This window comes from Streptomyces sp. NPDC048584, assembly GCF_043199595.1.
In the GTDB taxonomy this organism is placed as follows: Bacteria; Actinomycetota; Actinomycetes; order Streptomycetales; family Streptomycetaceae; genus Streptomyces; species Streptomyces edwardsiae.
On the sequence record NZ_JBICWF010000003.1, the window covers coordinates 357,576 to 383,663 of the forward strand.

The 26,088-nt window shown below is 71.9% G+C and carries 31 protein-coding genes and 1 pseudogene; 17 read left to right on the forward strand and 15 right to left on the reverse strand.

From position 1 onward, the window contains the following. Nucleotides 1-132 precede the first annotated feature (132 nt). Both ACGFR9_RS09525 and ACGFR9_RS09530 read right to left on the reverse strand, forming a co-directional pair. Nucleotides 133-261, reverse strand: coding sequence for a hypothetical protein (locus tag ACGFR9_RS09525; RefSeq protein WP_393204763.1), 129 nt, complete (start codon nt 259-261; stop codon nt 133-135). A gap of 45 nt (nt 262-306) precedes the next feature. Then, nucleotides 307-1,068: a DeoR/GlpR family DNA-binding transcription regulator gene (locus tag ACGFR9_RS09530; protein WP_393204766.1), complete on the reverse strand. Its 762-nt coding sequence runs from the start codon at nt 1,066-1,068 to the stop codon at nt 307-309. A gap of 106 nt (nt 1,069-1,174) precedes the next feature. On the opposite strand from ACGFR9_RS09530, the gene ACGFR9_RS09535 reads away from it, so the two are divergent. Further along, a complete protein-coding gene (locus tag ACGFR9_RS09535) occupies nt 1,175-2,359 on the forward strand; it encodes an MFS transporter (RefSeq protein WP_393204769.1) in 1,185 nt (394 codons plus the stop codon). A 363-nt stretch (nt 2,360-2,722) separates the two neighbouring features. On the opposite strand, the gene ACGFR9_RS09540 is transcribed toward ACGFR9_RS09535, so the two are convergent. Beyond that, entirely contained in the window at nt 2,723-2,923 is a 201-nt protein-coding gene (locus ACGFR9_RS09540; RefSeq protein ID WP_030224196.1) for a type II toxin-antitoxin system VapB family antitoxin, read from the reverse strand. Nucleotides 2,924-3,026: 103 nt separating this feature from the next. Between ACGFR9_RS09540 and ACGFR9_RS09545 the strand changes: the two genes are divergently transcribed. Then, a complete protein-coding gene (locus ACGFR9_RS09545; RefSeq protein ID WP_393204773.1) occupies nt 3,027-3,923 on the forward strand; it encodes a GNAT family N-acetyltransferase in 897 nt (298 codons plus the stop codon). An 8-nt stretch (nt 3,924-3,931) separates the two neighbouring features. Here the strand turns inward: ACGFR9_RS09545 and ACGFR9_RS09550 are convergent, their stop codons facing one another. Next, nucleotides 3,932-4,957 (reverse strand): LacI family DNA-binding transcriptional regulator, encoded by a 1,026-nt coding sequence (locus ACGFR9_RS09550; protein ID WP_393204776.1) that lies wholly within the window; start codon nt 4,955-4,957, stop codon nt 3,932-3,934. 113 nt (nt 4,958-5,070) lie between these two features. On the opposite strand from ACGFR9_RS09550, the gene ACGFR9_RS09555 reads away from it, so the two are divergent. After that, nucleotides 5,071-5,922, forward strand: coding sequence for a phytanoyl-CoA dioxygenase family protein (locus tag ACGFR9_RS09555; protein WP_393204779.1), 852 nt, complete (start codon nt 5,071-5,073; stop codon nt 5,920-5,922). 59 nt (nt 5,923-5,981) lie between these two features. Here ACGFR9_RS09555 and ACGFR9_RS09560 read toward each other — a convergent pair whose 3' ends face one another. Further along, nucleotides 5,982-6,584, reverse strand: coding sequence for a TetR/AcrR family transcriptional regulator (locus ACGFR9_RS09560; protein WP_393204782.1), 603 nt, complete (start codon nt 6,582-6,584; stop codon nt 5,982-5,984). 112 nt (nt 6,585-6,696) lie between these two features. Between ACGFR9_RS09560 and ACGFR9_RS09565 the strand changes: the two genes are divergently transcribed. The 4 genes from ACGFR9_RS09565 to ACGFR9_RS09580 all read left to right on the forward strand — a co-directional run bounded on the left by ACGFR9_RS09565 (nt 6,697) and on the right by ACGFR9_RS09580 (nt 10,846). After that, nucleotides 6,697-7,599, forward strand: a complete 903-nt coding sequence (locus ACGFR9_RS09565; protein ID WP_393204785.1) for a carbon-nitrogen hydrolase family protein — start codon at nt 6,697-6,699, stop codon at nt 7,597-7,599. Then, nucleotides 7,596-8,948 (forward strand): APC family permease, encoded by a 1,353-nt coding sequence (locus ACGFR9_RS09570; RefSeq protein ID WP_393204788.1) that lies wholly within the window; start codon nt 7,596-7,598, stop codon nt 8,946-8,948. Before ACGFR9_RS09565 ends, ACGFR9_RS09570 begins: the two co-directional genes overlap by 4 nt. A 202-nt stretch (nt 8,949-9,150) precedes the next feature. Then, on the forward strand, nt 9,151-10,392 hold the full coding sequence (locus tag ACGFR9_RS09575) for a SpoIIE family protein phosphatase (protein WP_393204791.1): 1,242 nt from the start codon (nt 9,151-9,153) through the stop codon (nt 10,390-10,392). 91 nt (nt 10,393-10,483) lie between these two features. Then, nucleotides 10,484-10,846, forward strand: a complete 363-nt coding sequence (locus ACGFR9_RS09580) for a transglycosylase family protein (RefSeq protein WP_393204794.1) — start codon at nt 10,484-10,486, stop codon at nt 10,844-10,846. A 105-nt stretch (nt 10,847-10,951) separates the two neighbouring features. Here ACGFR9_RS09580 and ACGFR9_RS09585 read toward each other — a convergent pair whose 3' ends face one another. Both ACGFR9_RS09585 and ACGFR9_RS09590 read right to left on the reverse strand, forming a co-directional pair. After that, the gene (locus ACGFR9_RS09585) at nt 10,952-11,383 is read right to left on the reverse strand and encodes a hypothetical protein (RefSeq protein WP_393204797.1); all 432 of its coding nucleotides are present in this window, start codon (nt 11,381-11,383) and stop codon (nt 10,952-10,954) included. Nucleotides 11,384-11,468: 85 nt separating this feature from the next. Then, nucleotides 11,469-11,951, reverse strand: a complete 483-nt coding sequence (locus tag ACGFR9_RS09590) for an SRPBCC family protein (RefSeq protein ID WP_393204800.1) — start codon at nt 11,949-11,951, stop codon at nt 11,469-11,471. Nucleotides 11,952-12,289: 338 nt separating this feature from the next. Between ACGFR9_RS09590 and ACGFR9_RS09595 the strand changes: the two genes are divergently transcribed. After that, the gene (locus tag ACGFR9_RS09595; protein WP_393204803.1) at nt 12,290-13,345 is read left to right on the forward strand and encodes a hypothetical protein; all 1,056 of its coding nucleotides are present in this window, start codon (nt 12,290-12,292) and stop codon (nt 13,343-13,345) included. Nucleotides 13,346-13,621: 276 nt separating this feature from the next. Here the strand turns inward: ACGFR9_RS09595 and ACGFR9_RS09600 are convergent, their stop codons facing one another. Then, nucleotides 13,622-14,143, reverse strand: a complete 522-nt coding sequence (locus ACGFR9_RS09600; protein WP_393204806.1) for a hypothetical protein — start codon at nt 14,141-14,143, stop codon at nt 13,622-13,624. 203 nt (nt 14,144-14,346) lie between these two features. After that, a complete protein-coding gene (locus tag ACGFR9_RS09605; protein ID WP_393205202.1) occupies nt 14,347-15,033 on the reverse strand; it encodes an alpha/beta fold hydrolase in 687 nt (228 codons plus the stop codon). A gap of 93 nt (nt 15,034-15,126) precedes the next feature. Between ACGFR9_RS09605 and ACGFR9_RS09610 the strand changes: the two genes are divergently transcribed. Further along, nucleotides 15,127-16,089, forward strand: coding sequence for a helix-turn-helix transcriptional regulator (locus tag ACGFR9_RS09610; RefSeq protein ID WP_393204808.1), 963 nt, complete (start codon nt 15,127-15,129; stop codon nt 16,087-16,089). Here ACGFR9_RS09610 and ACGFR9_RS09615 read toward each other — a convergent pair. After that, nucleotides 16,073-17,284, reverse strand: coding sequence for an MFS transporter (locus tag ACGFR9_RS09615; RefSeq protein ID WP_393204811.1), 1,212 nt, complete (start codon nt 17,282-17,284; stop codon nt 16,073-16,075). The two genes, ACGFR9_RS09610 and ACGFR9_RS09615, sit on opposite strands and share 17 nt — an antisense overlap. Nucleotides 17,285-17,567: 283 nt before the next feature. On the opposite strand from ACGFR9_RS09615, the gene ACGFR9_RS09620 reads away from it, so the two are divergent. Further along, a complete protein-coding gene (locus tag ACGFR9_RS09620; protein WP_393204814.1) occupies nt 17,568-18,437 on the forward strand; it encodes an alpha/beta fold hydrolase in 870 nt (289 codons plus the stop codon). A gap of 54 nt (nt 18,438-18,491) precedes the next feature. Here ACGFR9_RS09620 and ACGFR9_RS09625 read toward each other — a convergent pair whose 3' ends face one another. The 3 genes from ACGFR9_RS09625 to ACGFR9_RS09635 all read right to left on the reverse strand — a co-directional run bounded on the left by ACGFR9_RS09625 (nt 18,492) and on the right by ACGFR9_RS09635 (nt 21,278). Next, complete coding sequence (locus tag ACGFR9_RS09625) at nt 18,492-19,100, reverse strand: dihydrofolate reductase family protein (protein ID WP_393204817.1); 609 nt, start codon at nt 19,098-19,100, stop codon at nt 18,492-18,494. An 89-nt stretch (nt 19,101-19,189) separates the two neighbouring features. Beyond that, nucleotides 19,190-20,509, reverse strand: a complete 1,320-nt coding sequence (locus ACGFR9_RS09630) for a DUF5933 domain-containing protein (protein ID WP_393204820.1) — start codon at nt 20,507-20,509, stop codon at nt 19,190-19,192. Between the two features lie 463 nt (nt 20,510-20,972). Beyond that, on the reverse strand, nt 20,973-21,278 hold the full coding sequence (locus tag ACGFR9_RS09635) for a hypothetical protein (protein WP_393204823.1): 306 nt from the start codon (nt 21,276-21,278) through the stop codon (nt 20,973-20,975). 37 nt (nt 21,279-21,315) lie between these two features. Between ACGFR9_RS09635 and ACGFR9_RS09640 the strand changes: the two genes are divergently transcribed. The 3 genes from ACGFR9_RS09640 (at nt 21,316) to ACGFR9_RS09650 (ending at nt 23,082) form a co-directional block, all read left to right on the forward strand. After that, entirely contained in the window at nt 21,316-21,912 is a 597-nt protein-coding gene (locus ACGFR9_RS09640; protein WP_393204826.1) for an MBL fold metallo-hydrolase, read from the forward strand. Nucleotides 21,913-22,048: 136 nt separating this feature from the next. Further along, entirely contained in the window at nt 22,049-22,747 is a 699-nt protein-coding gene (locus tag ACGFR9_RS09645; protein WP_393204829.1) for a VOC family protein, read from the forward strand. 92 nt (nt 22,748-22,839) lie between these two features. Continuing rightward, on the forward strand, nt 22,840-23,082 hold the full coding sequence (locus ACGFR9_RS09650) for a DUF5302 domain-containing protein (protein WP_393204832.1): 243 nt from the start codon (nt 22,840-22,842) through the stop codon (nt 23,080-23,082). Between the two features lie 26 nt (nt 23,083-23,108). Here ACGFR9_RS09650 and ACGFR9_RS09655 read toward each other — a convergent pair whose 3' ends face one another. Then, nucleotides 23,109-23,609, reverse strand: coding sequence for a GNAT family N-acetyltransferase (locus tag ACGFR9_RS09655; RefSeq protein ID WP_393204835.1), 501 nt, complete (start codon nt 23,607-23,609; stop codon nt 23,109-23,111). 71 nt (nt 23,610-23,680) lie between these two features. Between ACGFR9_RS09655 and ACGFR9_RS09660 the strand changes: the two are divergent. Continuing rightward, nucleotides 23,681-23,743: pseudogene (locus tag ACGFR9_RS09660) on the forward strand (cytidine deaminase); the annotation flags it as partial. A 20-nt stretch (nt 23,744-23,763) separates the two neighbouring features. Here the strand turns inward: ACGFR9_RS09660 and ACGFR9_RS09665 are convergent. Then, complete coding sequence (locus ACGFR9_RS09665; protein ID WP_393204838.1) at nt 23,764-24,195, reverse strand: nuclear transport factor 2 family protein; 432 nt, start codon at nt 24,193-24,195, stop codon at nt 23,764-23,766. Nucleotides 24,196-24,293: 98 nt separating this feature from the next. Here ACGFR9_RS09665 and ACGFR9_RS09670 point away from each other — a divergent pair, with 98 nt between their 5' ends. The 3 genes from ACGFR9_RS09670 (at nt 24,294) to ACGFR9_RS09680 (ending at nt 26,077) form a co-directional block, all read left to right on the forward strand. After that, complete coding sequence (locus ACGFR9_RS09670; RefSeq protein ID WP_393204841.1) at nt 24,294-24,863, forward strand: PadR family transcriptional regulator; 570 nt, start codon at nt 24,294-24,296, stop codon at nt 24,861-24,863. Beyond that, nucleotides 24,850-25,650 carry an SGNH/GDSL hydrolase family protein gene (locus ACGFR9_RS09675; protein WP_393204844.1) on the forward strand — a complete coding sequence of 267 codons (801 nt, stop codon included), beginning with the start codon at nt 24,850-24,852 and terminating at the stop codon, nt 25,648-25,650. The genes ACGFR9_RS09670 and ACGFR9_RS09675 overlap by 14 nt, the downstream gene beginning before the upstream one ends. Before the next feature lie 169 nt (nt 25,651-25,819). Continuing rightward, entirely contained in the window at nt 25,820-26,077 is a 258-nt protein-coding gene (locus ACGFR9_RS09680; RefSeq protein WP_393204847.1) for a hypothetical protein, read from the forward strand. Nucleotides 26,078-26,088 lie beyond the last annotated feature (11 nt).

A 26,088-nucleotide genomic window follows, 5' to 3' on the forward strand; every position in this document is an offset into this window, starting at 1 on the left:
AATCTGCCTGGCGACCGGGAGCCCGGGGACGGGCCGGAACACCCGTGAGTCGAAGATACTGAAACTATTGAGTTGTAACATCAGGCGTCAATACCCCGCCCGCGGCGGAGACTTGAAAGCGCCGACGGCGGATCAGGCGTTGAGGGCGGCCACTTCCGCGTCGGCGCGCTCGGTGACCAGCGCGAGGACGCGGCCGGCGGCGGCCAGGTCCTCGGCGGGGACACCGCCCCAGCTGCGGGCGCCGATCGGGGCGGTCCGCATGCCGACGGCGGTGAGCGGTTCGCGTCGGGACGGCGGGCGGACGTCTCAGACGGTCTCCAGCGTGGTGCCGCCGCTCTCGAGCGCGGCGATCTCGTCGCTCGGCGCGCCGCTGTCGGTCACGAGGACGTCCACGAGACTCGACGGGCCTACGTACGCGTGGGCGGTACGGCCGAGCTTCGTGCCGTCGGCCGCGACGATGACGCGGCGCGCGGAGGCGATCACCGCCTTCTTCACGCTCGCCTCGTCGAGGTCGTAGGCGGTCATGCCGTCGGCCGCGGTCAGGCCGCAGCAGCCCAGGACGGCGGTGTCGAAGCGCAGAGCCGACAGCGAGGCGAGGGTGAGAGGACCGATGAGCGCGCCCTCGCCGGCTCGGGGCCGGCCGCCCGGGACCAGGAGCGACGTCGGTTCCGGAGCGTCGCCGAGCACGGCGATCGCCTGCAGCGACAAGGGCATCACGGTGACCGGCCGGCCGTGCAGCAGTCGGGCGACCTCCAGGCAGGTGGTGCCGCTGTCCAGCAGGACGGTCTCGCCGTCGGCGACCAGCGAGGCGACCCTGGCCGCGATCCTGCGCTTGACGTCGACGCCCTCGTGGGCGCGCAGCGCGAAGGGAGGCTCGTCACCTCGCAGAAGCAGGGTGCGGGCGCCTCCGCGGAACCTTTCGAGGACACCCTGAGCGGCCAGATGGTCGAGGTCCCGGCGGATGGTCATCTCCGAGGCCCCCGTGAGGCCGGTGAGTTCGGTGACGGTGGCCGTTCCCGTCTCCTGGACGGCCTGGGCGATCAGACGGTGGCGCTCCGCGGTGTTCATGCCGCGATTCAACACCACACCGAACGAACAGTGAAGACGAGCGAACAATGAGGGCGATCGAAAACCCGTCTACTGAACTTCAATTTTGTTCGTTAGGGTGTGCGGCATGGAAAGAGCGCTGCGAGCGGCCCGTGCTGCGACATTTGTCTACTTCGTCCTCAACGGCACCCTGCTCGGCATGTGGGTCGTGCAGATCCCGGCCATCGAGGAGCAGGTCGGCATCAGCCACGCGGCGCTGGGCGGCTTCCTCGTGCTGCTGGGCGCCGGGGCCTTCCTCGGCATGCAGGTAGGCGGCCGGCTGTCCGACCGGCTCGGCACCCGCACCGTCGTGCCCCTGGCCGGCGTTCTGTGCAGCGTCACCCTGATCCTGCCCGGCCTCGCCCAGCAGCCGTGGGTCCTCGGCACGGCACTGCTGATCTTCGGCTTCGGCAACGGCACCCTCGACGTCAGCATGAACGCCCACGCCGTACAGGTGGAGAAGGCCTACGAGCGGCCGGTCATGTCGGCCTTCCACGCCACCTTCTCCATCGGCGGCGTGCTGGCCGCGCTCGTCGGCGCCGCGGCCCTCGGCATCGGCTGGGGCCCGGCCACGACACTCGCCGCCGTGGCGGCCGTGGGCGTCGTTGTCGCGCTCGTGACAGCCCGCGGCCTCCTGCCGTCCACCCCGGCGGAGCCCGCGGCCGACACCGCGGGCGGGACCGAGAAGCGCGCAGTCCCCGCCAGGATCTGGCTCCTCGCCGTCCTCGCCCTGCTGATCATGCTGTGCGAGGGAGCCGCCAACGACTGGAGCGTCCTGCACCTCAAGACCGTCCTCGGCGCGCCCGAGAGCACCGCCGCCTTCGCCTTCGGCACCTTCGCCGCGACGATGACCATCGGCAGGTTCCTGGCCGACCCGGTGTCCGCGCGCTTCGGCCCGGTCGCCGTCCTGCGGTACGGATCCGCCCTGGCCGCAGTCGGCATCACGCTCGTGGCGCTCTCGCCCTGGATCTGGGCCGCGCTGGCCGGCTGGGCCCTCTTCGGTCTCGGCCTGTCCGGCTGCGTCCCGCAGCTCTTCAGCGCCGCCGGACACGCCGACCCGGCGGCCGCCGGCACCAACGTCTCCCGGGTCGCCGGACTCGGCTACATCGGCATGCTCGCGGGCCCCGCCGTCATCGGCTGGATGACCCACGTCATGGCCCTCAACCACACCTTCCTGCTCCCCGCCCTGTTCTGCGCCATCGCCGCCGTGGCGGCCGGAGTGCTCCGCACCGCCCCCGCGGACGGTCCGCGTACGGTCGAACTGACCTCCTGACCACCTGTGCGGCACGGCCTGACCCCGTGCCGCACAGGCGCTTTCGTTCCGGGACCGAAGACCGCTGCCGGACGGACTCCGGCGTTCCCCTGGACGCCCCGCCGGCATACGCCGGGACTCGGCCGACTCGGAAGAGCGGCGCCCCGCTTGCGGCCTCGGCGAGGGGCCGGACTTCCCGGCCGTGGAGCGGCCGCGGCGGACCGGGCGGCGGCGCGGACCCCCGGTCGGAGCGCGCACAGCCCGACGGGGCGCCCTGCTGGACGAGGGCGACCGGCGTGGCGCGCGCCCACCGGCCGGCGGTGTCGCGCTCGGGGCGCTTGCCGGGGCTGTCCGGCAGTCGGCGTCGAGCACCCGCGGGGGCGATCAGCCCTGCGGCTCCTGCGGTTTGGCGTCCACCTCGCGCAGTGCCTCGTCCTTGAGCTCGGTCCGCGCCTCCGTACGGTGACCGCGGGCGATGTAGTCCCGCACGACCACCTCGATGGCGTCCTGCGGTGATCCGACTCCCGCCAGCACCATCACCTCCACCACGAGTTCGGCGTCCAGACTGATGTTCACCTTGGCCACGGTGCCCCCTCCTCGCATCCCGCCCGCACTGTATCCGTACGACACCCGTGGCCGGAGCCTGCCCCTCGTTGCCGCGGCCCCATTCTCTGACTAAGGTCAGAGAATGGGGCGGCAGACGGACCAGGTGAGGCGTTTCAACCGGACGGTCGCGGAGCGCGTAGGAGTGCTGCACGACCACTACCTGGGCGGCGCCCGCCCCTACGGACAGGCGCGACTGCTCTGGGAGATCGGCGACGGCGGCACGCACGACGTCCGGGGCGTACGGGACCGGCTCGGCCTCGACTCCGGTTATGCGAGCCGGCTGCTGCGGGCGCTCGAACGGGACGGCCTGATCGCGGTCGAGCCGCACCCCCACGACCGGCGGGTCCGCACCGTACGCCTGACCGGGGCCGGCCGGAGCGAGCGCGCCCTTCTCGACGACCGCAGCGACGCGCTCGCGGCAGCCCTGCTCGCTCCGCTCGGCGCGCGGCAGCGCGACCGGCTGACCGCCGCCATGGCCGAGGTGGAGCGGCTGCTGACGGCCTCGGTGGTCTCCCTGTCCGCGCTCGACCCCGACCATCCGGACGCCGCGCACTGTCTGCGCTCCTACGCGGCCGAACTGCGGGAGGTCTTCGAGGGCGGGTTCGACCCCGCGAACAGTCTGCTGCCCGACCCGGCTGCACTGCGCGCGCCCCGCGGACTCCTCCTCGTGGCCCGGCTGCACGGCGAGCCGGTGGGATGCGGCGGGATCAAACTGCCGGCCGGGGCGCCCGCGGAGATCAAACGGCTGTGGGTCTCTCCCCGAGTCCGGGGCCTCGGCCTGGCCCGGCGCCTGCTGGCCGAACTCGAGGACCGTGCCGCCCGGCACGGCAGCGATCGGGTGCGGCTCGACACCAATGAAGCCCTGGAAGCGGCCACCCGGCTCTACCGCGACAGCGGCTACGCCGAAGTCCCCGCCTTCAACGACGAGCCCTACGCCCACCACTGGTTCGAGAAACGGCTGACCCCGGCGGAGCGGTAGGCGAAGGGTCAGGGCGTTCCCGCGCGCGGGGCGCTGCTCCCGCGGACGACCAGCCGGTACGGGACCGTCAGATCGGACGCGGGCACCTCGTTGCGCGGGCTGTAGATACGGTCGGCCAGACACTGCAGGGCGCGGGCAGCGATCTGGCGTTTGTCGGGGGAGACCGTGGTGAGGCCGGGATGGCTGAAGCGACCGTCCTCGATGTCGTCGAACCCCGCGATCGCCAGGTCCTCCGGCACCCGGAGCCCCCGGACACGCGCGGTGTGAAGGGCGCCCAGGGCGAGTTCGTCACTGAACGCGAACACCGCGTCGGGCACGTCGTCCCCGTCCAGCAGCTCCGTCATCGCCCGGGCGCCGTCGCTCCGGTGCAGTGCGTCCACGGGGCGCTCCCAGCCGGGCCGGGGGGTGACGCCCGCACGCCGCAGCGCCCTGCGGTAGCCCTCGGCGCGCTGTTCCGCCGTACCGTTCCCCAGCTGCGGCTGCAGACCGATCGCCGCGACGCGGCGGCGTCCCGAGGACAGCAGATGAGTGGTGGCCTCGTCCGCGGCGGCCACATTGTCCACGGCGACCCGGTCCGCCAGGCCCTGGGGACTGCGCTCACCGAGCAGCACCACGGGCAGCGGGCGGGGGGTCGCGGTCAGATCCCGCGCCTCCAGGGCCCACGGGCTGATGATCAGACCGTCCATGACCCTGCCCCCGTCGCCGGTCAGCAGCCGCCGTTCCGCCTCGGCGTCGCCCCGTGTCTGATCGATGATCACCGTCCATGACCGGCGGCCGGCCTCCTCCACGAGCAGACCCGCGAGCTCGGCGAAATAGGGGGAGTGCAACTCCGGGATCGCGAGGCCGATGATGCCGGTACGGCCGGCCCGAAGACTCCGGGCGGCGAGATTGGGACGGTACCCCAGCTCGTCGATCGCCTCCTGCACCCGCCGGCGGGTCTCCGCCGCCACCCGGGCGGAACCGTTGACCACGTTCGACACCGTGCGCGCGGAGACCCCCGCGCGGGCGGCCACGTCCTTCAGGCTGCTGCTCACCCGCACATCGTGGCACGGCCACCGGGCGCCGCCCAAGATCTCTCCGCACGCTATTGCCACGTTGAAATCAACGATGCACCATGGCTCGCACGGTACTGCTGCAAGGAGGCACCATGAGCCCGTACGCCTACCCCGGCATCACGCCGGCCGGTCTCGACGTCGATGTGACGGCCGATGTGGAGGCCCTGTACTCGGACGGCATCACCGCGCGCAAGGGCGCGTTCACCACCCGGTGGACCGACCGGCTCCGGGAGGACATCGAGGCCGCCTTCGAGGAGGCGCGGACGCGGCCGGGAGGAGCGGTCGGCCGTGGACCGCACCGCTACTACGTGGAGATCCACCCCGAACAGCTGCGTGGCTTCGTCGACCTAGTCGACCACCCCTGGGTGCGCTCCGTCTGCACGGCGGTCCTCGGACCCGACTACCGCATCGTCGAGGTGGGCTTCGACGTGCCCCTCGAGGGCGCCGTCAACCAGCCGTGGCACCGGGACTTCCCCATGCCGGAGGAGACCAGGGCCGGGCGCCGGCTGACCTCACTGGCGTTCAACGTGACCGCCGTCGACACCGAGGAGGACATGGGCCCCTTCGAGATCGCGCCGGGCACCCAGTGGGACGACAGCCCGGAGTTCGGCCACGGCATGTTCCCGCCCCGGCCGCACTACCCGCGCTACGAAGAGCGGGCCGTGCGCAAGTACCCGCAGCGCGGCGACATCTCGGCGCGCACCGCCCTCACCATCCACCGAGGCACCCGCAACCACTCGCCGAAGCCCCGCCCGGTGCTGGTCCTCGGGGTCGACGGCCCCGGAGCCACGAACGGGGAACGGCACGACACCGCCGTGACCCGCGCCTACTGGGAGAGCCTGCCCGACCGGGTCCGGCGCCACCTGGACTGTCCGGTCGTCGACGCACTGGAGCCGGTGACGCAGAAGCACACCATCGAGGGCCTGGTCATGGGCGACGCCTGAGGGCGCCGTACCGCGCCCCGGCCGCCCCGGCGAAGGACCGCGGGGCGGCCGGCCGCGCGTCAGGCGAAGGCGGGACTGCCGGTCACCGCGCGGGCGTGGTCCAGGAGCCGGGCCTCGATCTCCGCCGCCGTCGCGGTGCCGATCAGCAGGTCCATGGCGTAGCCGTCCTCCAGGGCGACGAAGGACCGGGCCAGCGCGCGGGGGGAGGCGCCGAGCGTGAAGAGCCCCAGGTCCTCGCCGTCCGCGAGGACCTGGCGGTACAGGTCCGTCTGCTCGTCGACGAAGACCCGGTGCGCCCGCCCGACCGCCTCGTTGCGCAGGGCGACGGGGAAGAGCTCGAACAGCAGCCGGGTGCTCTGCTCGCCCGCTCCCGGCCAGGGCACCCCGCTGCGGATGCATGCCCGCAAGCGGTCCACCGGCCCCTCCGCCGCGGCGATGGCCTCCTCGCGGGTGCCGAAGTAGGTCGCGGCGGCGTGCTCGAACACAGCCGAGAAGAGTTCCTGCAGGTCGGCGTAGTAGTAGAGCACGGAGGCCGGGGTGACCTCCGCTTCCGCCGCCACGTCCCTCAGCTTGAGCGCGGTCGCCCCGGTGCTGATGACGGCCCGCGCGGCCGCGTCGATCAGCTGGGCACGCCGCTCCGCCTGGTTCCTCGGTCGGGGCATGGTCCACATGCTCGCACACGCGGTCCTCCTTTCCGGCGTCCACCCATTGACCCCCGACGGATTCGTTAACTAAATTTCGTTTAACTAATCCCTCGCACACACTTGGTGCTCCATGTCGCGTCCCCTTCCTCTCGTCATGGCCCAGGCCGCCCGCCGCTGCGCGGACGACCTGGGCGGTTTCGCCGCCGATGTGGCCCGGCGCACGCGGGGCCTGCCCGCGCAGCCGCTGGTCGTCTATCCCGAGCTGCACCTGTGCGGCGCGCCGGCCGGCTCCCGGACGGCTCCCGAGGATCTGCCCGAAGCCACCGCCGAACCGCTCGACGGCCCCCGTGACACCGCGCTCGCGCGGATCGCCGCCGACCTCGGGGTGTGGCTGGCCCCGGGCAGCTTCTACGAACGCGGCCCGGACGGCCGTATCCACAACACCGCCGCGGTCTACTCCCCACGCGGCGAGCGGGTCGCCACCTACCGCAAGATCTTCCCCTGGCGGCCCTACGAGATCACGGTCCCCGGCACCGACTTCACCGTCTTCGACATGCCGGGCGTCGGCCGAATCGGCCTGTCGATCTGCTACGACGCCTGGTTCCCCGAGGTGACACGCCACCTCGCCTGGATGGGGGCGGAGCTGGTGCTCAACTTCGTCGAGACCGGAACCAGCGACCGCGCCCAGGAGATCGTCCTGGCACGCGCGAACTCCATCGTCAACCAGGTGTTCACCGCCGGCGTGAACTGCGCCGCGCCGGTGGGCGCCGGGCGCAGCCTGCTGGTCGACCCCTCCGGCACCGTCCGCACGCAGGCTCCGGGCGACGGTGACACATCCCTCACCGACGTCATCGACCTCGACGAGGTGACTAACATCCGGAAGTTCGGCACCGCGGCCCTGAACCGGCCCTGGGAGCAGTTCCGGCCCGACGACAGCCCACTCGCCCTGCCCCTCTACCAGGGGCGTATCGACCCCGCCACCTGGAGTGGCCGTACCGGCGCCGCCACCGTCCCCGCGGAGAGCACACCATGACCGATCGTCCCGTCCGGATGAGAGGCGACCTCGGTCTCCTGTCCATCGTCCTGTTCGGCCTCGCCTACATGGCCCCGGCCGTCGTCACCTCCACCTTCGGCGTCATCGCCGCGACCAGCGACGGTGCCGCCCCGACCGCCTACCTGGTCGCGACCGGTGCGATGCTGCTGACCGGCCTCAGCTACGCCAGGATGGCCCGGATCATGCCGTCCTCGGGGTCCGTGTACACCTACGCGCGGCGGATGCTCGACTCACGCTTCGGCTTCCTGGCCGGCTGGGCCATGCTCCTGGACTACCTGTTCCTCCCCATGGTGGCCTTCCTGGTGCAGTCGATCTATCTGCACGCGCAGTACCCCTCCCTGCCGCAGTGGCTCTGGCTGGTGATCAACATCGCGCTGGCCACCGCCGTCAACGTCATCGGCCTCGCCGTGGCCGACAAGGTCAACAAGGTGCTGCTGATCGCCGTGACCGGCTGCCTGCTGGTCCTCGCCGTGCTCTGCGTCCGCCACGGTCTCGGCCACGGCGGAACCGCCGCGGCCGGCGAGGCGTTGTGGAACGGCGCCACCGGCATCTCCGCGGTCACCGCGGCCGCGGCCGTCGCCGCCTACGCCTTCCTCGGCTTCGACGCGGTCAGCACCCTCAGCGAGGAGGCCCGCGATCCCCGGCGGACCATTCCGCGCGGCATCGTCCTCACCGTGCTGGCGGGTGGCGTGACCTTCGTGGCACTCTCCTTCGTGATGCAGTGGGCCCACCCCGGCGGCACTTTCGCCGACGAGTCCTCGGCCGGCTACGCCGTCGCCACCCTCGTCGGCGGCCAGGACTTCGCCGACGTCGCGAACACCATCACCATGCTCGGCGGCTTCGCCTCCTGTGTGGCCATCCAGGCCAGCACCAGCCGCCTGATGTTCGTCATGGGCCGCGACAACGTCCTGCCCCGCCCCGTCTTCGGCCGCCTGCACCCGAAACTGCTCACGCCGGTCGCGAACGTCTGCATCGTGGCCGCGGTCGCGCTGCTGGCGATGAACCTGACACTGGCCGACGCCACCTCGTTCATCAACTTCGGCGCGTTCCTCGGCTTCACCCTGGTCAACATCTGCGTCATCGCCCACGCCGTACGACAGTGGCGCTCCGGGAGCCGCCCCGCACTGCTCGGCTTCGTGATCCTCCCGCTGGCCGGTGCGGCCGTCGACGTCTACCTGCTCACCCAGCTCGGCTCCACCGCGACCAAGCTGGGACTCGGCTGGCTCGCCATCGGCCTCGTCTACCTCACCGTCATCACCAAGGGCTTCCGCCGTCCCACGCCCGAGCTCCGGCCGGACACCCAGGACCCCGTCATGACCTCGCACTGACCGGACGTGCCCTGCGCGGACTCCGGTCGCGCAGGGCACGCGCGGCCCGAACGGGAGCGGATACGGAGGCGCACGGGCGGGACCCGCACCCGCTCCCCGGACGTGGGGGAGCGGCCCGGCCCTCTGAAGGGCCGACGCGGTGTCGCTCACGGCCGAGTCGGCATACCGTCGGGGTGAGACGACGCGGAACGGGAGACCGCACATGACCACACCGCGGATCGACTATCAGGCCCTGTTCGCGGTCACGCCCAGCCCGTACCTGGTACTCGATCCCGACTTCGTGGTGGTGGAGGTCAACGAGGCGTATCTGCGGGTGACGGGCCGGGCCCGGGACGAGCTGATCGGCCACGAACTGTTCGAGGTGCACCCCGACAACCCGGGCGACCCCGAAGCCGACGGGGTGCGCAATCTCGGCGCGTCCCTGCGGCGGGTGCTGCGGTCGAAGGAACCGGAGTCGATGGCGGTGCAGAAGTACGACCTCCCGGTCTCCGGCCGTCCGGGCGTGTTCCAGGAGAGGTGGTGGTCGCCGATCAACACGCCCGTCCTCGGACCCGACGGGGAGGTCGCGTGGATCATCCACCGGGTCGAGGACATGACCGAGTTCCTGCAGACCCGCGCTCCGGCCGCCGGACCGCAGGGCGATCCCGGCGGGAAGTGGACGCTGGAGGCCGAGCTGTACGCCCGGGCGCAGGAACTCCAGCTCCTCAACGAAAAGCTCCGCGAAGCCCATGAGTGGGAACGACGGACCGCACTGGCCCTCCAGCGGGCCATGCTGCACACCCCGGACCTGGAGGCCCACCACGGCATCGCCGTGCGCTACATGCCGGCCGCCCGGTCGCTCAACGTCTGCGGCGACTGGTACGACGTGGTCGACCTGTCCGAGAACACCTTCACGGTCGCGGTCGGCGACGTCGTCGGCCACGGCCTGGAGGCCGCCGCCGTCATGGGGATGCTCCGCAGCGCCCTGTCCGCCGCCGTCCGCGCGCTCCACGAACCCGGCAAGGCGATGGACGTCCTCAGCCGTTACGCCCGCAGCGCCGAAGGCGCGCTGGCGACCACCGCCGCCAAAGCGGTCATCGACACCCGCCGGCACAGCATCACCTACACCTGCGCCGGCCACCCACCGCCGGTGCTCTGCCGGGGGGACGGCACCGTGATCCTGCTCGACCGGGCCACCGACCCGCCGCTCGGCGTTCTCGCCGAGGAGACACCCCGCCCCGAGGCCTTGGTCCCGTACACGCCGGGCGACACACTCGTCCTGTACACCGACGGTCTCGTCGAGCGCCGGGGTGAGGACATCGACGCCGGCCTGCACCGCCTCATGGACACGCTCGCCCGTCACGCCGGCCTCGGCCCGGACCATCTGGCCGACACGCTCCTCAGCCGCCTCGGCGTGGCCGACGGCGGACGCGACGACATCGCCTTGATCGTCGTCCGCCTCTGACGACGGCCCGGTCCGCCCTTCGTCCCCCGTCCGGGGCAAGGAGACGGTGCTCGGCAGGTCACCGCGCGCTGACGTGATGTAGCAATTTCCTATGATCTCTTCCAGAAGTACCCATATACGCGGCCCGCGGAGCGCGCGCCGAAACGGGATCCGGGCCGCCGCGCTCGTCCTGATCGCCGCGACCGCCCTGGGCGCCACCGAGGCGACGGCGTCCCCGTCGAGTCCCCGTGGAACCGACTGGGACGCCATCGCCGCGTGCGAATCCGGTGGCGACTGGCAGGCGAACACCGGCAACGGCCACTACGGCGGCCTGCAGTTCGCCCAGTCGAGCTGGGTCGCGGCCGGCGGACTCGAATACGCCCCACGGGCGGATCTCGCCACCCGCGAAGAACAGATCATCGTGGCCGAGCGGCTCGCCCGGCTCCAGGGAATGTCCGCCTGGACCTGCGCCTGACCCGGCCGGTCCGATGTCCGGCGGCCCAGCCCACGGCGTGGCCCGCCGGACATCGAAGGGACGTGCCGGGCGCGCGCCAGGGACGTGTACGGACCGTGGCCGCGCTCATGCCCCGTTCGGCTCCCGCGCGCTGAACCGGGCCAGGGTCCAGATGGCGAGGAGGTCGAGCACCATCAGAGTGATCGACCACAGTGGGTAGTACGGGACGAACATGAACTGCGTGATCAGGCTCGCCGCGCCCAGCGCCAGCCCGACCCCCCTGCCCCAGCTCCTGCCGAGCAGCACGCCGAGGCCCGCGGCCACCAGCGCGATCCCGAGAGCGAGGTGGAGCCAGCCCCAGGCCGTCAGGTCGAACCGGTAGACGTACCGGGGTGCGCTGAAGATGGTGTCCTGGGCGATGCCGGTGATGCCCATGAGAATGCTCAGCGAACCACTCAGCTCCAGCGCCAGGCCGGCGAAGAGATACGGGCCCATCGCCCAATCGGTGGTTCCGGATCCTGCGGGAGCTCTGGGCACCGCGCCGGGTGTGTCTGCCATGGTCGACGCCTTTCCTCGGCCCTCAGACTCGGTCGGCGGCACGCGCACCGCGACCGCAGTGAGCCGTCCGGGTGAGGCGGCGCGTCTAGGCGGTGTCGGACGCCCCCTGAACCCCCACGGAGCCGGTGTCGTGCTCTCGTTCCCGTACCGCGATGCGGGCCAGTTTCGTCAGCATCATGCCGTTGCGGATCGAGACGACGTAGTCCACCGGAAGCCCGTGCATCCGGATGCCCGGACCCCGCAGGGGGTGCCACTCGAGAAGGAAAAGGGTGTGCTCGCCCCAGGGAACGAGGTTCATGGCGATGCGGGCCGCGCCGAAGGGTTCCGCCCGCGCTTCCAGTTCCAGCCGACGGTGTGGTTCACAGACGCGTGCGACACAGATGTCCTCGAGGGCCAACGGCCCCACACCCACGCGGACTTGGAGGCGGGCCCCGACCTCGGGCCAGTGCGGGTCCGCGGCGGTCACCCGTTGTGTTCCCGAGACCCATTCGCCGTAGCGACGGCCGTCGGACAGCAGGTTCCAGACCCCGGACGGCGAGCTGAGGATCAGCCGGCGATTCCGGGCCACAGCGACCACACTCCTTCGTCTCCGGCGGGGTCCGCGCCCACGGCCAGCCCGACACTAACCGCGCTCCGCCCGCCCGGCATCCGCAGCGACGGCACCCCGTCCGGGCCCGCCGGGCTGGGCATCCGCCGTGGTCGGGCCCAGGGTGGAGGCCAAGTGACGGGGAAAGCCGCGAAGGGACTCACCCGAATGAAGGCCTATGAGCGTCTGCACGCCGGAGAGGTGAACGGCCGCGCCGTCATCGTTCCCCACGGGTGAGGCCGGGCCGGGCTGACCGCGCGGTGATCCTCGTGGCGCCGCAAGATGGAACGGAAGGAGCGGCGAACCGGGGAGGTGCGGTGATGGACGACAACGCCGAGCAGGGCGGGACACCCGTCGAGGACGATGTGTACGACGAGGAGAATCCCGATGTCTTCCTGGACGTTCCCCTGCTGAAGGTCGACGAGATCGACCTGGACGTCGAGAACCTGCGCGCACATGTCTCCCTGCAGACCGAGGTGCTGGATCTGCTGAGGCTGAGTGTGGGCGCCGACGTCACCCTCGGCCGCGTGCACCTGGGCATTTCGGGAGTGGAGGCACAGGCCCAGCTCAGGGTGCGGCTCGACAACGTCGCCGCGATCGTCAACCGGGTGCTCACCACGCTCGACCGCAATCCGGAGATCCTGCGCGACCTGGCGCGAGGGGTCGGCTCCGCCGTACAGGACGTGGGCGGGGGAGCCCGCCAGGCCGTCGGCGAGCTGGGCACGGGCGCCGGCCGCGCCGTTCAGGACGTGGGCCAGGGAGCCGGAGCCGCCGTTCAGGACGTGGGCCAGGGAGCCGGGACCGCTGTGCGGGACGTGGGCCAGGGAGCCGGAGCCGCCGTTCAGGACGTGGGTCAGGGTGCCGGGACCGCCGTTCAGGACGTGGGCCAGGGAGCCGGGACCGCTGTGCGGGACGTGGGTCAGGGTGCCGGGACCGCCGTTCAGGACGTGGGTCAAGGAGCGGGCAGGGCCGTTCACGACGTCGGTCAGACCACCGAGGCCGCGGTCGGGGATGTGGGCCGCGGTGTCGGCTCTGTGGCCGAGGGCGCCGGCGGTGAGGCCGGGCGTGTGGTCGGGGATGCCGGCGGTGAGGCCGGGCGTGTGGTCGGGGATGCCGGCGGTGAGGCCGGGCGCGCGGTCGAGGACGCCGGGGGCGATGCGAGCCGCGCGGCGGCCGCGGACGTGACGGGCGACGCCGTGGCCCCGGCGGAGCCGGCCGCACGGAGCCCGCGCGGGCCGGCGGAAGGCGAGGACGGGAACCGGACCGCCCGGCGCGAGAGCGCGACCCGCAGGCGTCGCGTCCGCTCCGAGGACGGGAAGCTGCCGCCGAAGCCGGCACGCCGCCGTGTCTCCGGCGAACGGGACGAGCCGCCCTGAACAGCCGGTGCCCCGACGCCGGACGGCGCCGGCGGGGAAGGCACGAGCCCGGAGAGCACCCCGCAGGACATCTCGTTCCGGTCGACGCTCCGCATGGACCGCCTGCGCTTCGCCGAGCGACCCCGGACCGCCGTTCGCTTCCCGGGTAGCGGAGAGCGGGAGTCGACGAGCCGCAGTGACCGCGACCGTCTCCCCGAGAGCGTCGTACCGGGCGAGGACTACCGTGAGGTGACCGTCGACTACCGCCTGGAAACCCGGCTCACCGGGGACGACCCCCTACTTGATCAGGGCGTTCGCCGAGATGATCACCAGGCCGATCAGCATGTCGGCGGCCCCGGCCCGCAGTGACGCCGCCCACCCACGCCCCGCCCTGCGCGCCGTCCACGCGCCCCAGCCGGCCAGCAGCAGGGTGTTGAGCAGCAGGGCGGTTTCCACCGCCTGGCTCTCCGTCCACCAGGACGGCACCGCGGTCAGCAGCAGCGCGACGGTGGGGAGGGCCGCCACGACGACCGGCCACTCGGCGAGCATGGCGCGCAGCCCGACCCGGGCGCCGCCGCGCTCCGCCGACATCCGATGCGCGACGACATGGGCGTAGCCGTGGGCGGCCGCGGAGGCGACGGCGGTGAGCAGGATCCACAGCGCGTCGGAGCCGGGCTCGTCCGCCTCACCGGGGGAGTCGAGCGCGGCGGCCAGCGCACTGGCCAGGATCAGCCCGTAGACGCCGCTGAACAGGGCCGTCTCCGACGGCGGTCGAGGGGCGGACGGCCGGCGGAAGCGATGGGAGGCGTGGTGTGACATCGCTACCACCTTCACCGCGGACCCGGCACACGGCAACACGACGACACGGCGCAGCACGTGGTGCCGGCGCTGTCGGCCAAGGAGCCGTCGCACGGCTACGACCTGCGCGCAAGGTCGGTGACGGCACTCGGACCGCTGGGCGGGACGCGGAACGCGGGTCAGATCCATCGGACGCTCACCCGGGCCTCGGCGTGACGCGTCCGTCAGACCGGGCCGGCCGCCTCGGCCAGGATCCGGGCCAGTTCCGCGGGCCGGGTGACCATGGGCCAGTGGCCCGAGTCGATGTCGACGAAGTCGAGGTGGGCGGCACGGGCGAGTTCCGGGACGTCGCCGGCGCCGACCCACTCCCGTGCCTGCGCGGGAGTGAACTCCGGACAGACGAGCACGGCCGGGACGTCGAACCGCCGCTGGTCCGTCAGCCGCACCAGCCCCTTGGCCACACCGGACGGTACGGGGACGGCGTCGGCCTCGAACGCCCGCCTGGCCTCGTCGTCCAGATCGGCCGCGTCCGGCCCCTCGAACGGACCCCAGCCGGGAAAGGGCACGACGCCGTCCCGCACCTCGAAGAAGTCGGCGTACGGCTGACCGTCGACGGTTGGGACACCGCCGATGAGGACGACCTTGGTGAGCCGCTCCGGCCGTCGGTCGGCGGCCAGCCAGGCCAGCGTGCACGCGGCGGAATGCCCGACCACCATCACCTTGCCCGGCGCCGCGTCCACCGCGGCGAGCACCGCCGCCTCCTGGTCTTCGAGCGTCGCGGACGCGGAGCCGGTGCCCTGGCCCGGCAGGGTGACCGGTACGGGACGATGCCCGAGCCCCTCCAGTTCGGACGCCACGCGGTCCCACGCGGATCCGTTCAGCCACAGGCCACCGATCAGCAGGATGTCCATCATCACTTCTCCTTCGGTCGTTCCGGCACGGATCACCGTAGAAGGAGATCCGGACGATCCGCTGCCGGATCATCCGGCGACTAACCTGCTTCCGTGCCCCACGACCTCAGCCCGACCGCGCGAGCACTGCGCACTCTGGAGATACTCCAGGCCCGCCCTGGTACGACGGCTGGTGAACTCGCCGTCCGGCTCGGCGTCACGGAGCGGGCCGCGCGCCGGTACGTCGGCATCCTGCGCGAGGCCGGCATCCCCGTGGAGTCCGCCAGAGGTCCGCACGGCGGATACCGGCTCGGACGCGGGACAAGGCTGCCACCCGTCCACTTCACGCAGTCCGAGGCCGTCGGCCTGGTGATGGCCGTACTCGGCGGACAGCCGGCCGCCGCCGACGACGACGACCTGGTCGGCACCGCCCTGGGCAAGGTCGTCAAGGCGCTGCCGGAGCGCGTCGGGCAGCAGGCGGCGAGACTGCGGGAGTACGCGTCGGCCGCCCCGGACCCGTACTCGGCCCGCCCCGACCCCGCCGTCACCAGCGAACTCGTCGACGCCGTCGCCGCCCGCCGCCGTGTGTCGGTCACCTACCGCGGCGAGGCCGGCCGCGAGTGGGAGACGGACGTGGACCCCTGGTCCCTCGTGGTCCGTTACGGGCGCTGGTACCTGCTGTGCCACTCCCATCGCGCGGACGCGATCCGTACGTACCGGGTCGACCGGGTCCGCGCGGTCCGGCCGACCGGGCACGGGTTCGAGCCGCCCGAGGATCTCGACGCGGTGGCGGTGCTGGAGGAGAATCTCGGCCTCGGGTGGCAGTTCCCCACCCGCGTGGTGTTCGACGCCCCGCTCACCGAGGTCAACCCGTGGATCAGGCCGCCCATGGGGCGGCTCGAACCCTGGGGCGAGGGATGCGTCCTGGTCGGCAGCACACGCAACCCGGCGATGTACGCGCAGGAATGGCTGGCGACGGTGCCGTACGCCTTCCGCGTCGAAGGCGGGCAGGAACTGCGCGCCGCGGTCACGGAACTCGCGGCACGCCTCACCGCCGCCGTCACGGACGATCCGTGACCTGCGCACGCTGCTGCACGCGCGTACGGCGATCGCCGTACGCGCGCATGGCGAGGGCACCGGCCAGGGGCCCCGGGGCGAGCAGCAGGAAGGCGTAGCGCCAGTCGACGGCCTCGGCCAGCAGCGGCGTGAGCTGGATGGTGACGACGGTGAGCGCGAACCCGATCGCGGTCTGGGCGGTGAGCGCCGTACCGATGTACCGGTGGTCGGCGACCTCGCTCAGCGATGTCGAGAACACCCCGGAGTCCGCGATCACGGCGGCTCCCCACAGGGCGCAGAACGCGAACAGCAGCGCCGGCGGAGCGTGGAAGAGGACAGGGGAGAGCAGACAGCACAGACCGCTGAGAAGAAGCGCCGTCACGGCGGCGGGGGAGCGGCCGAAACGGTCCGCGCCCCAGCCGCCGAGCAGGCAGCCGGCCGCGCCGCCGATGCCCATGGAGAGGAACACCGTGATCTCCACCGAGCCCGGGAGCCCGCGTGCGGCGGGCGCCGTCGACAGGAAGGCCGGGATCCAGGTCCACAGGGCGTAGAGCTCCCACATGTGCCCGAAGTAGCCGAGATTCGCCAGCCGCGGCCCGCGTTCGGTGAACATGGTCAGCGCGTACCGGGCGTTGCGAACGGGAACGGTGGGGGTCGCGTGGGGTCCGGGCCGGACGAGGAGCAGGGCGACGGCGGCGCCCGCGAACCCGGCCGCCGCCGCGGTGAGCAGGACCCCGCGCCAGGGCAGCGAGCCCAGCCCGGCGATGAGGTGGGGAAGCGTGGAGCCGAGGGTGAGGGCGGCGATGAGGACGCCCATGGTCCTGCCCCGTCCGGCACGGCCGGCCCAGGACGCCATGAGCTTCATGCCGGTGGGGTAGACCCCGGCCAGGAACATCCCGGTCAGGAAGCGCAGCGGGGCGGCGGTGCCCGGCCGGTCCGCGAACACGGCCAGCGCCACGGTACAGACGGCGGCCGCCGCGGCGCCGGCGGCGAGCAGACGGTGCGCCGGCACCCGGTCGGCGAGGTTCAGCACGGTCGAGGTCACCGCCCCGGCGACGAAGCCGAGCTGAACCGAGGCCGTCAGCCATACCGCGCCGGACGCCGTGAGCCCCCAGTCGCCGCGCAGGCTCGGCACCACCGCCGACATGGAGAACCACACGGCGAGCCCGAGCACCTGCACGACGGCGATCGCCCCGCGCTGCACACCGACGTTCACACACGCTCCCCTGACCGAGTTCCTGCCGCCCCGACCCCGCACGTCGTGGCCGAGGACCGACCCTAATCCCCCCGGAACCCGCATCCGGTGTGCCCCCTGCCCGTCCCCGTCGCCGGCCGGGCCATGTGACCTGTTCCCACGGCTGTCACATATCCGGCCACGGTCCTGTCGTAGTGGACGACAGAGCGGATCGAACCGTTGCTGGAGCGAATTCGAGGCGCCGTGCCGCCCGGGCCTTCGCGCGCTGAACCGAACAACCACCCCTCACGAGAGCAGGTACCCCATGACCGAGCAGAAGCCGACCGAGGTTCTCAGGACGAGCAAGCCGTCCCGTCGCCGTACCGCGGTCACCCTCGTGGCGAGCGGTGGCCTCGCGGCCGCCCTCCTCGCCACCACGATGGGCACGTCGAACGCCACCGAGGGGCCGTCCGCGTCCCAGCACCGCAAGCCGACCGTGGTTCTCGTGCACGGCGCCTTCGCCGACTCCACCAGTTGGAACGGCGTCATCGAGAAGCTGAGGAAGGACGGTTACCCGGTCGTGGCCGCGGCCAATCCGCTGCGCGGGCTGAGCGGCGACGCCGCGTATGTGAGGAACATCGTGGCGAGCATCGACGGCCCGGTGGTCCTCGCGAGCCATTCGTACGGTGGTGCGGTCATCACCAACGCCGCCACCGGCAATCCCCAGGTCAAGGGTCTCGTGTATCTCGCGGCCTTCGTCCCGGACCAGGGCGAGAGCGCCAACGAGCTGGCGGCACGGTTCGAGGGCAGCACGCTTCCCCAGGCCGTGCGGACCGTTCCTGTGGACAACGCCGACGGTACAAAGGGCCAGGACGTCTACATCCAGGAACAGAAGTTCCCCCGACAGTTCGCCCACGATGTCCCGCGGCGGGTCGCCGAGGGCATGGCGGTGACCCAGCGTCCCGTGACGCTGGCCGCCCTGGACGAGAAGTCCGGAGCACCGGCCTGGAAGAGCGTCCCGTCCTGGGTCCTCGTGGCCGACGAGGACCGCAACATCCCGCCGCAGGCCCAGCTGTTCATGGCGAAGCGAGCCCATGCCCACGTGAAGAAGGTGGACGCCTCCCACGCCGTGACGGTGTCGGAGCCGAAGGTGGTCGCCGACTTCATCGAGGACGCGGCGCGGACGGTTCGCTGATCCGGGGCTCACGGTGACCGGCGGGGCCCGGTCACCGTGAGCCCCCGGCCGTCGTCATTCCGGGAGCGTGGCGACGGCCTCCTCGTAGCCGCCCGTCGGCGGTGCGGTGTCGGGGCCGTACACGAGGTGCAGCACGCCCGTCGTGAACGTCCGCGACGTCAGCAGCTTCAGCGGGATCGACGGCTCGCCCTCGTCGAACAGCCGCATGCCCTTGCGTACGGCGATGGGGTGGACGAGCAGGTGCAGTTCGTCGAGGAGGCCCGCGGCCAGCAGTTGCCGTACGACGGAGACCGAGCCGCTCAGCGAGATGTCACCTCCCGGCTCGCTCCTCAGCGCGGCGGCGACCTCGGCGACGTCACCGTGCGCCTGTTCGGAGTTCCGCCAGTCGAGGTCGAGCCGCCCGCGGGAGAACACGATCTTCCGCATGTCGCCGAGCTGCTTGGCGAAGCCCGCGTCGTCGCCGCCCGCCGCCTCCCGCCCAGGCCAGGCGCCCGCGAAGCTGTCGTACGTCACGCGGCCGAAGAGCATGACCTCCGTGGTGTTCAGGCTCGCGCCGACGGCGGCTCCCATCTCCTCGTCGAAGTACGGGAAGTGCCACTGGTCGGGCGCCTCGACGACGCCGTCGAGCGAGATGAACAGACTGGCGTTGATCTTCCTGGGCATTGGTGTCCTCCCCATCCGGGTGCGTGTACCGGACAAGACCGTGCCACCCACCGGAACTCATCGGTGGGCGGCACGCGGAAGCCACGGGGTCAGATCAGTTCGGGCTGGGGTTCCGGACGCGGCGCCGGTTCGGTCTTCGGCTCCCACGCCGCGGTGGTCCGTACGTAGCCGTAGATCACCGAGATCATGGCCAGCAGGAGCAGCGGACCTGACACCCAGGGGTGTTCGGCCATCGCCAGCGGCAGGAACCGGTAGGACAGCAGGAGCGCGGCGAAGACCGTGGCGCCGTAGGCGACCAGACGCAGTCCCGACCGGTCCCAGCCACGGTCGTACGCGCGCAGGCCCGCCTCGATCGTGATCACGAACACCACACCGGCGATGAGGTCGGCGCCGTAGTGGTAGCCGAATCCGAGCGTCGCGGCGAGCGTGGCGACCAGCCAGAACGTTCCCGCGAACCGCAGCGGGCGGGGGCCCTTGCGGGAGTGGATGAAGATCGCGGTGGCCCATGCCGTGTGCAGGCTGGGCATGCAGTTGCGCGGGGTGATCCCGTCGAAGGACATGGAGTGCGGGGTGTCGACCGGAGGCAGTGTCCGCGGCCAGATGTCGGCCACGGCCCAGGCCTCGCTGGGCGGCATGTCCGGTGCCCAGAGGCTGACATCCGCCCAGTGCTCGGTGCCGGTGCCGTAGGCGAAGAGCGGTCCGACCACCGGGTAGATCATGTAGAAGGCCGGCCCGACGAGGCCGATCACCAGGAACGTGCGCACCAGGTGATGGCGGGGGAAGCGGCGTTCGACGGCGACATGGCGCAGCTGGTACAGCGCGGCGATGACCGCGGCCACCGCGAGGTTGCCGTAGACGAAGTCGAGGAAGTTGAAGCCGACGGGGCCGGTGGCCGTCACGATGCGGCCCGCCAGCCATGACGGGTTGCCCAGCGCGTGGTCGGCGGTGGCCACGTACTGGTCGAGCACCGCCGGGCGGGTCTTGGAGGTGATGAGGAGCCAGGTGTCGCCGGTCTTGCGGCCGGCCATCAGCAGCAGGGCCAGCGCGACGCCCTTCAGGAACAGGACCCGTTCCCGGCCGGTGCGGCGGGTGACGGCGATGACCGCGACGCCCAGGATCACCCAGAGGGCACCGTTGCCGAAGGGGTGGCCGCCCGCCGTGTCGGCGCCGGCCGCCCACCGGACCACGAAGAAGGCGATGTCGACACCGATCGCCGTACTCACCGCGATCAGCCGTTCCCGCCAGGTGAGCACCACCATCATCAGCGCCATGGCCGCGTACAGCAGGCCACCCGACTTGGGGGCGTACACCACCTCGCGGACCTGGTTGGTGACCGGCCCCGCGAAGCCGTAGTGCCGGGCGGCGAACTCCAGCGTGACGAGGAAGCCGAGGGTGACGACGCCCGCCACGGTCCACAGGATGGTCCGGGGCCGACGCCAGACGGGTATCTCGGCGTCACGGTTCGTTCCCGAAAAGTTCTGCGATGATATGTTTTTCAATTCTCGACTGCTTTGCTAGGAATGGGTGGTGTCGGCACGGGGCGGTCTGCCGGAGAAAGACGGAAGGACCGCAGCCCGGGTTCCGGCGCATCCGCCGCCGGCCGCGCGGGAGGTCAGCCGGTGGCTGTCGTCCGCTCGCACGGCGGAGGGTCGGACGCCGTGGAGGACGACGGCCGACGCTGCCGGGGCAGACCCCACCGGGGTGCGCGCGGGAGTGACGCGGTCATCGGTCCGACGGCGCCACCGCGTCCCCTGAGACCCCTCACGCCCTCCCCCTCACCACCCCATGCCCCCGGGCTGAGCGAAGCACGCCGCATCAGAGCAGGTCAATAGCGCCGCGAGCATGTGAGCACCGTCGCGTCCGGCGGCATTCTCAGCGCCAGTCGCCGATGCCCCAGGCGACAAGACGCGGACGGCCCGTCCACGGCTCGCACGGCACCATCGCCTCGGTGGAGACGAAATCGGCGGTGGCGACCTGCGAGAGCTGCCCCAGGGGCCGGTACAGGTCGTCGGAGAGGTCGCCGGGCTCCCCGATCACGTACGCCTCGCGGACGGGAGCGGGGCCGGGGGTGGAACAGCCGACGTAGGGGAGGGGCTGACCGAGATACCAGCCGGCGGCGAAGACGGCGTACAGCACGGCGGCAGCGCCCAGACGGCGCGGAGTGATCCAGGTGGGCACGCCCGGCAGTGTTCCATAAGCGGTACGTTGGGGCGCCATGCGGATCACGAAGTACACCCACGCCTGTGTACGCCTGGAGCGGGAAGGCAGGGTCCTGGTCGTCGATCCCGGGGTGTGGAGCGAGCCGGCCGCCCTGACCGGTGCGGACGCCGTCCTGGTCACGCACGAACACGCGGACCACATCGACGTCCTCCGCCTGGCGGGGCTCGGCGTCCCGGTCTACGCGCCCGCCGACGCGCACATCCCGGGGCTGGAGTTCAACGGGGTGTCCGCCGACGGGGAGTTGACCGTCGCCGGCTTCCGCGTGCGTCCGGTCGGCGGCCGCCACGCGGTCATCTACGGCGGTCTGCCCGACTGCGCCAACCTCGGCTACATCGTCGACGGGACGGTCTACCATCCCGGTGACTCCCTGCATGTGCCCGATCAGCCCGTCGACACCCTCCTGGTCCCGGCCCAGGGGTCATGGATGAAGACGGCGGAGGCGATCGACTTCGTCAAGGCGATCGGACCACGGCGGACATTCCCGATCCACGACGCCCAGATCAACGGACGCGGCCTCGACAGCGTCAACGGCTGGCTCACCGAGACGACCGCCCATGGCTACCGCTGTCTGAGCCCCGGCGAATCGCTCTGACGGGGCTCTGCCGTACGCGGGCCACGGAATACTCGGCTGCGATCTGAACCCTGCGGCCCCTAGGATCCTCGACCGCGGTGCTGACACGGCGACCTGCCGGCAGTGGACACTCAATGGACCGAGGACGGGTGGCGCAATGAGCAGCCGACTCTTCGCAATCTCCTTCGACGCGCATCAGCCCGAGCGACTGGCCCGGTTCTGGTCCGGAGTGCTGGGCCTGGAACGAGCCGGTGACGACGGCGTTTCCCTGCTGTCCGGGAACGACGCCGGATACCGCCTCGGCTTCCGTCCCGCGCGCGCGGGGAAGAGCGCCCAGAACCGGTTGCACTTCGACCTGACCACCACCAGCCCGGAGGAGCAGCGGGACATCGTCGCCCGGGCGTTCGAACTCGGCGCGGAGCACGCCGATGTCGGTCAGGGGCCGGACGCCTCCCATGTGGTGCTCGCCGATCCCGAGGGCAACGAGTTCTGTGTCCTCGAACCGGGCAACGCCTTCCTCGCGGGCTGCGGCACCATCGGAGCGCTCGCCTGCGACGGTTCGCAGGCCGTGGGTTACTTCTGGAGCCGGGCGCTGGGCTGGCCGCTGGTCTGGGACCAGGACGAGGAGACCGCCGTCCAGTCGCCGGACGGCGGCACGAAGATCACCTGGGGCGGTCCGCCCCTGATGCCGGACGCCGGCAAGGACCTGCACCTCGACCTCGCGCCGGACGGCGATCCGCAGGCGGAGGCCGAGCGGCTGCTCTCCCTCGGGGCGAGGCGCCTCGACTCCGCCGACGGCGCGGTGCTGCTGGCCGACCCCGACGGCAACGAGTTCCGCCTGCTCACCCGCCGTTGAGGCCGTCGCGGCCGGTGCCGCCGGAATTCGGAGGCCGCACGCTGCCCGGCATGACAAGCTGTGCTTTCACTGCCCGACCTCAGGAGGTCACCATGACTGCAGAAGTGCCATCGCAAGAAGGTCCGGAGACCGCTGACACCGAGAGTCGTGCGGTGGTGCCCGACGAGGACGGCCAGTACGACCTGAAGGGCAAGTTCCGGGAGGCCCTGGAGCGCAAGCGGGCCAAACAGGCGCAGGCCGCGGCCCTCGCCGCGAACACCGACGCGTCGAAGATCCGGGGCGCCCACGGCCCGGCCGCGAGCCAGCGGTCGTTCCGGAGGAAGAGCGGGGGCTGAGTCCGGCCCCCGTCAGGGATCGCGGTCTACGGATGGACCGACAGGTCGCGCTGGAACCAGGTGCCCGGCTCACCACTGAGGTGGGCCGGGTCAGCCGGGCCGACGGGTACGAACCCGGCCTTGAGCAGCACCCGTTGGGACGCGGCGTTCGCATGGGTGGTGGCCGCCCGCAGCGTACGCAGCCCGTACCGGGCCGCCGCCAGCCGGCACAGGTCCCGGACGGCCGCGGTCGCCACACCACGGCCGGAGACATCCTGTGCGACCCGGTACCCGAGCTCCGCGGTGCCGTTCTCGATGTCGACCAGGTTGAACCTGCCGAGCACCGATCCGTCCTCCGCGACCAGGACGTGGAACGCGCAGACGCCGGCGTCCTGTTCGGCGAGCAGGGCGCCGTACCGGTCGTCGAAGCGGTCGAAGTAGGAGTCACCGCGGTCGGGTACCGAGCCGGCGAAGTACGCGCGGTTCGCCAGCTCGAAGACGAGGACCGCCGGCGCATGGCCGGCACCCAGCGGCTGCAGATCGAACACGCCCCGACTCTACCCGGACGAACTGCCCGCGGCGCAGATGTTTTTCGCCGGGCCCGAGCCCCGCTGCCGGGGGTGACAACCACACCATGGCGGCCGCGGCCCGCGCCCGGGACGGCCGCGTCGTCACCGCGGTGCGGCCCCGTCCGCGGGCCGTCTACGAACGGCCGGCGTCCGGTACCAGGCCGTCCGCGACCAGCCCGGCGAGCACGGCCTCGCTGAGGGCGTGTACGGCGGACTGGGGGCGGACCATGACGGTGAACTCCTTGATGCGGCCGTCGTCGTCGAAGTGCAGCAGGTCGATGCCGTGGATCTCCTTGCCGCCCGCGCGGGCGCGGAAGAGCAGCACCGAGGAAGGGGCGGTGCCGGCATCCGTGCTGGTCTGCGCGGTGCCGCTGTGGTCGCCGATGTAGCGGAAGTCCTCGAAGGTCCGCAGCAGCACCCCGAAGAGCCCCCTCACCATCGCCTTGCCCTCGAAGGGCGTGAACTTGACGGGGCTGAAGAAGCGGATGTCGTCGGTGAACAGGTCGTCCAGGGCCCCGAGGTCCTGGTCGGCGACAGCTGCGCGGAAACGGTCCGAGGTGTTCACGGGCGGGCCTTCCTGGTCAGGAAATTGAGTAGTCATTTTTATGACTATCATGGGTGCCTGGTACGACGACAGAGGCATTCGAGGAGGGGGACCCATCCATGGCGCTACGGCACGCCGTGCTGGCGGCTCTGCTCGACGGCGAACTCAGCGGCTATCAGCTCGCCAAGGCGTTCGACGTCGGTGTGGCCAACTTCTGGTACGCCCAGCCACAGCAGCTCTACGCCGAGCTGACCCGGCTGGAGAAGGAGGGCCTGGTCGCGGGCCGGGAGGTGGTGCAGGAGAGCAGGCCCAACAAGCGGCTGTTCCACGTGACCGACGCCGGCCTGGCGGAGCTGGAGACCTTCACCGCCGCCTCCGCCAAGCCGGCCGTCGTCCGCGACGACCTGCTCGTCAAGGTCCAGGCGGCCGAGCGCGTCGACACCGACGCCCTCGTCGCACAGCTCACCGAACGCGCCCAGGTGGCCCGGGCCAAGATCGACCTCTTCGGAACGCTGCTGCGCCGCCTGCGGGGCGAACGTACGGAAGAGGACTTCCTCCGCCACGGCGACCGCATCGGCCCGTACCTGACCTGTCTGCGCGGCGTGGCCTTCGAGCAGGAGAACCACGACTGGTGCGTACGCACCGTCGCCATCCTCGAGGAGAGGCGGCAGGCCCATGTCCGGCACTGACGCGCCGTACCTGCGCTATGTCGCCCTGGGCGACAGTCAGACCGAGGGCGTCGGCGACGGCGACGACATCACCGGCCTGCGCGGCTTCGCCGACCGGCTCGCCGAACACCTCGCCCGGCACGAGCCCGCGCTCCAGTACGCCAACCTCGCCGTACGGGGCCGTCTCGCGGCGCAGATCCACGCCGAGCAGCTCGCCCCCGCCCTCGCCCTGCGACCCGACCTGGCCACCGTCCTCGCCGGCGTCAACGATCTGCTGCGGCCCCGCTTCGACGCCGACGAGGTCGCCGGCCATCTGGAGGCCATGTTCGCCGCCCTCACCGGCCAGGGCGTCCACGTGGCCACGATCACCGTCCCGGACCTGGCCCGTATCAGCCCGCTCGCGCGGCCCCTGATCCCACGCGTCACGGCACTGAACCAGCGCATCCGCGAGGCGGCCGGCCGCCACGGGGTCACCGTCGCCGACACCGCGCTGCACCCCGTGGCCGGCGATCCCCGCCTGTGGAGCACCGACCGGCTCCACGCCAGCTCCCTGGGCCACGAACGTATCGCCGCCGCCCTCGCCTACGCCCTCCGCGTCCCCGGCAGCGACGACACCTGGAGCCTCCCCCTGCCTCCGGTCCCCGTGGCCACCGGCCGGCAGGTCGCCACCACCGAACTGCGCTGGGTCGCGGGCTTCCTGGGCCCCTGGCTGGTCCGACGCCTGAAGGGCCGGTCCTCAGGAGACGGCCGCACCGCCAAACGCCCCCTCCTCCTCCCCGTACGGACGGAGAACGCCTCGCCGGCGTAGGCGGTCGGGACCGCGGTTCAGCCGGTGGGCGCGAGCCTCACCGTGGTCCCTCCCGGCGCCGCCGGGAACCGGTCCGTGAACGGTGATGTCCCGCACCGGGGGCCTCGCGGAGCGGGACGAACGGGGGGAAGATGCCGGTGATCGGCGACCCGTGCGACCATGCCGTGCCATGACCCCACGCGACCCGCGGACCGAGGTCCGGCGACTCCTGTACGAACTCTGTGTCGAGCTCGGCTTCTGTCTTCCCGACCACGAGCGGCAACGTCTGGAGGACGCCCCGCCCCCGGACGCCGATTGCTTCACCGACGCCGTGTTCGCGGCGGAGGGAATGGACCCCGGCCTGCACACGAGGCTCCGGCAACAGGTGCGTGACACGGTCTCCCGGCACATGAGCGGGTGGGCCGGACCGTCCGGTGAGGCCCCCTAGCCGGGCGAGCG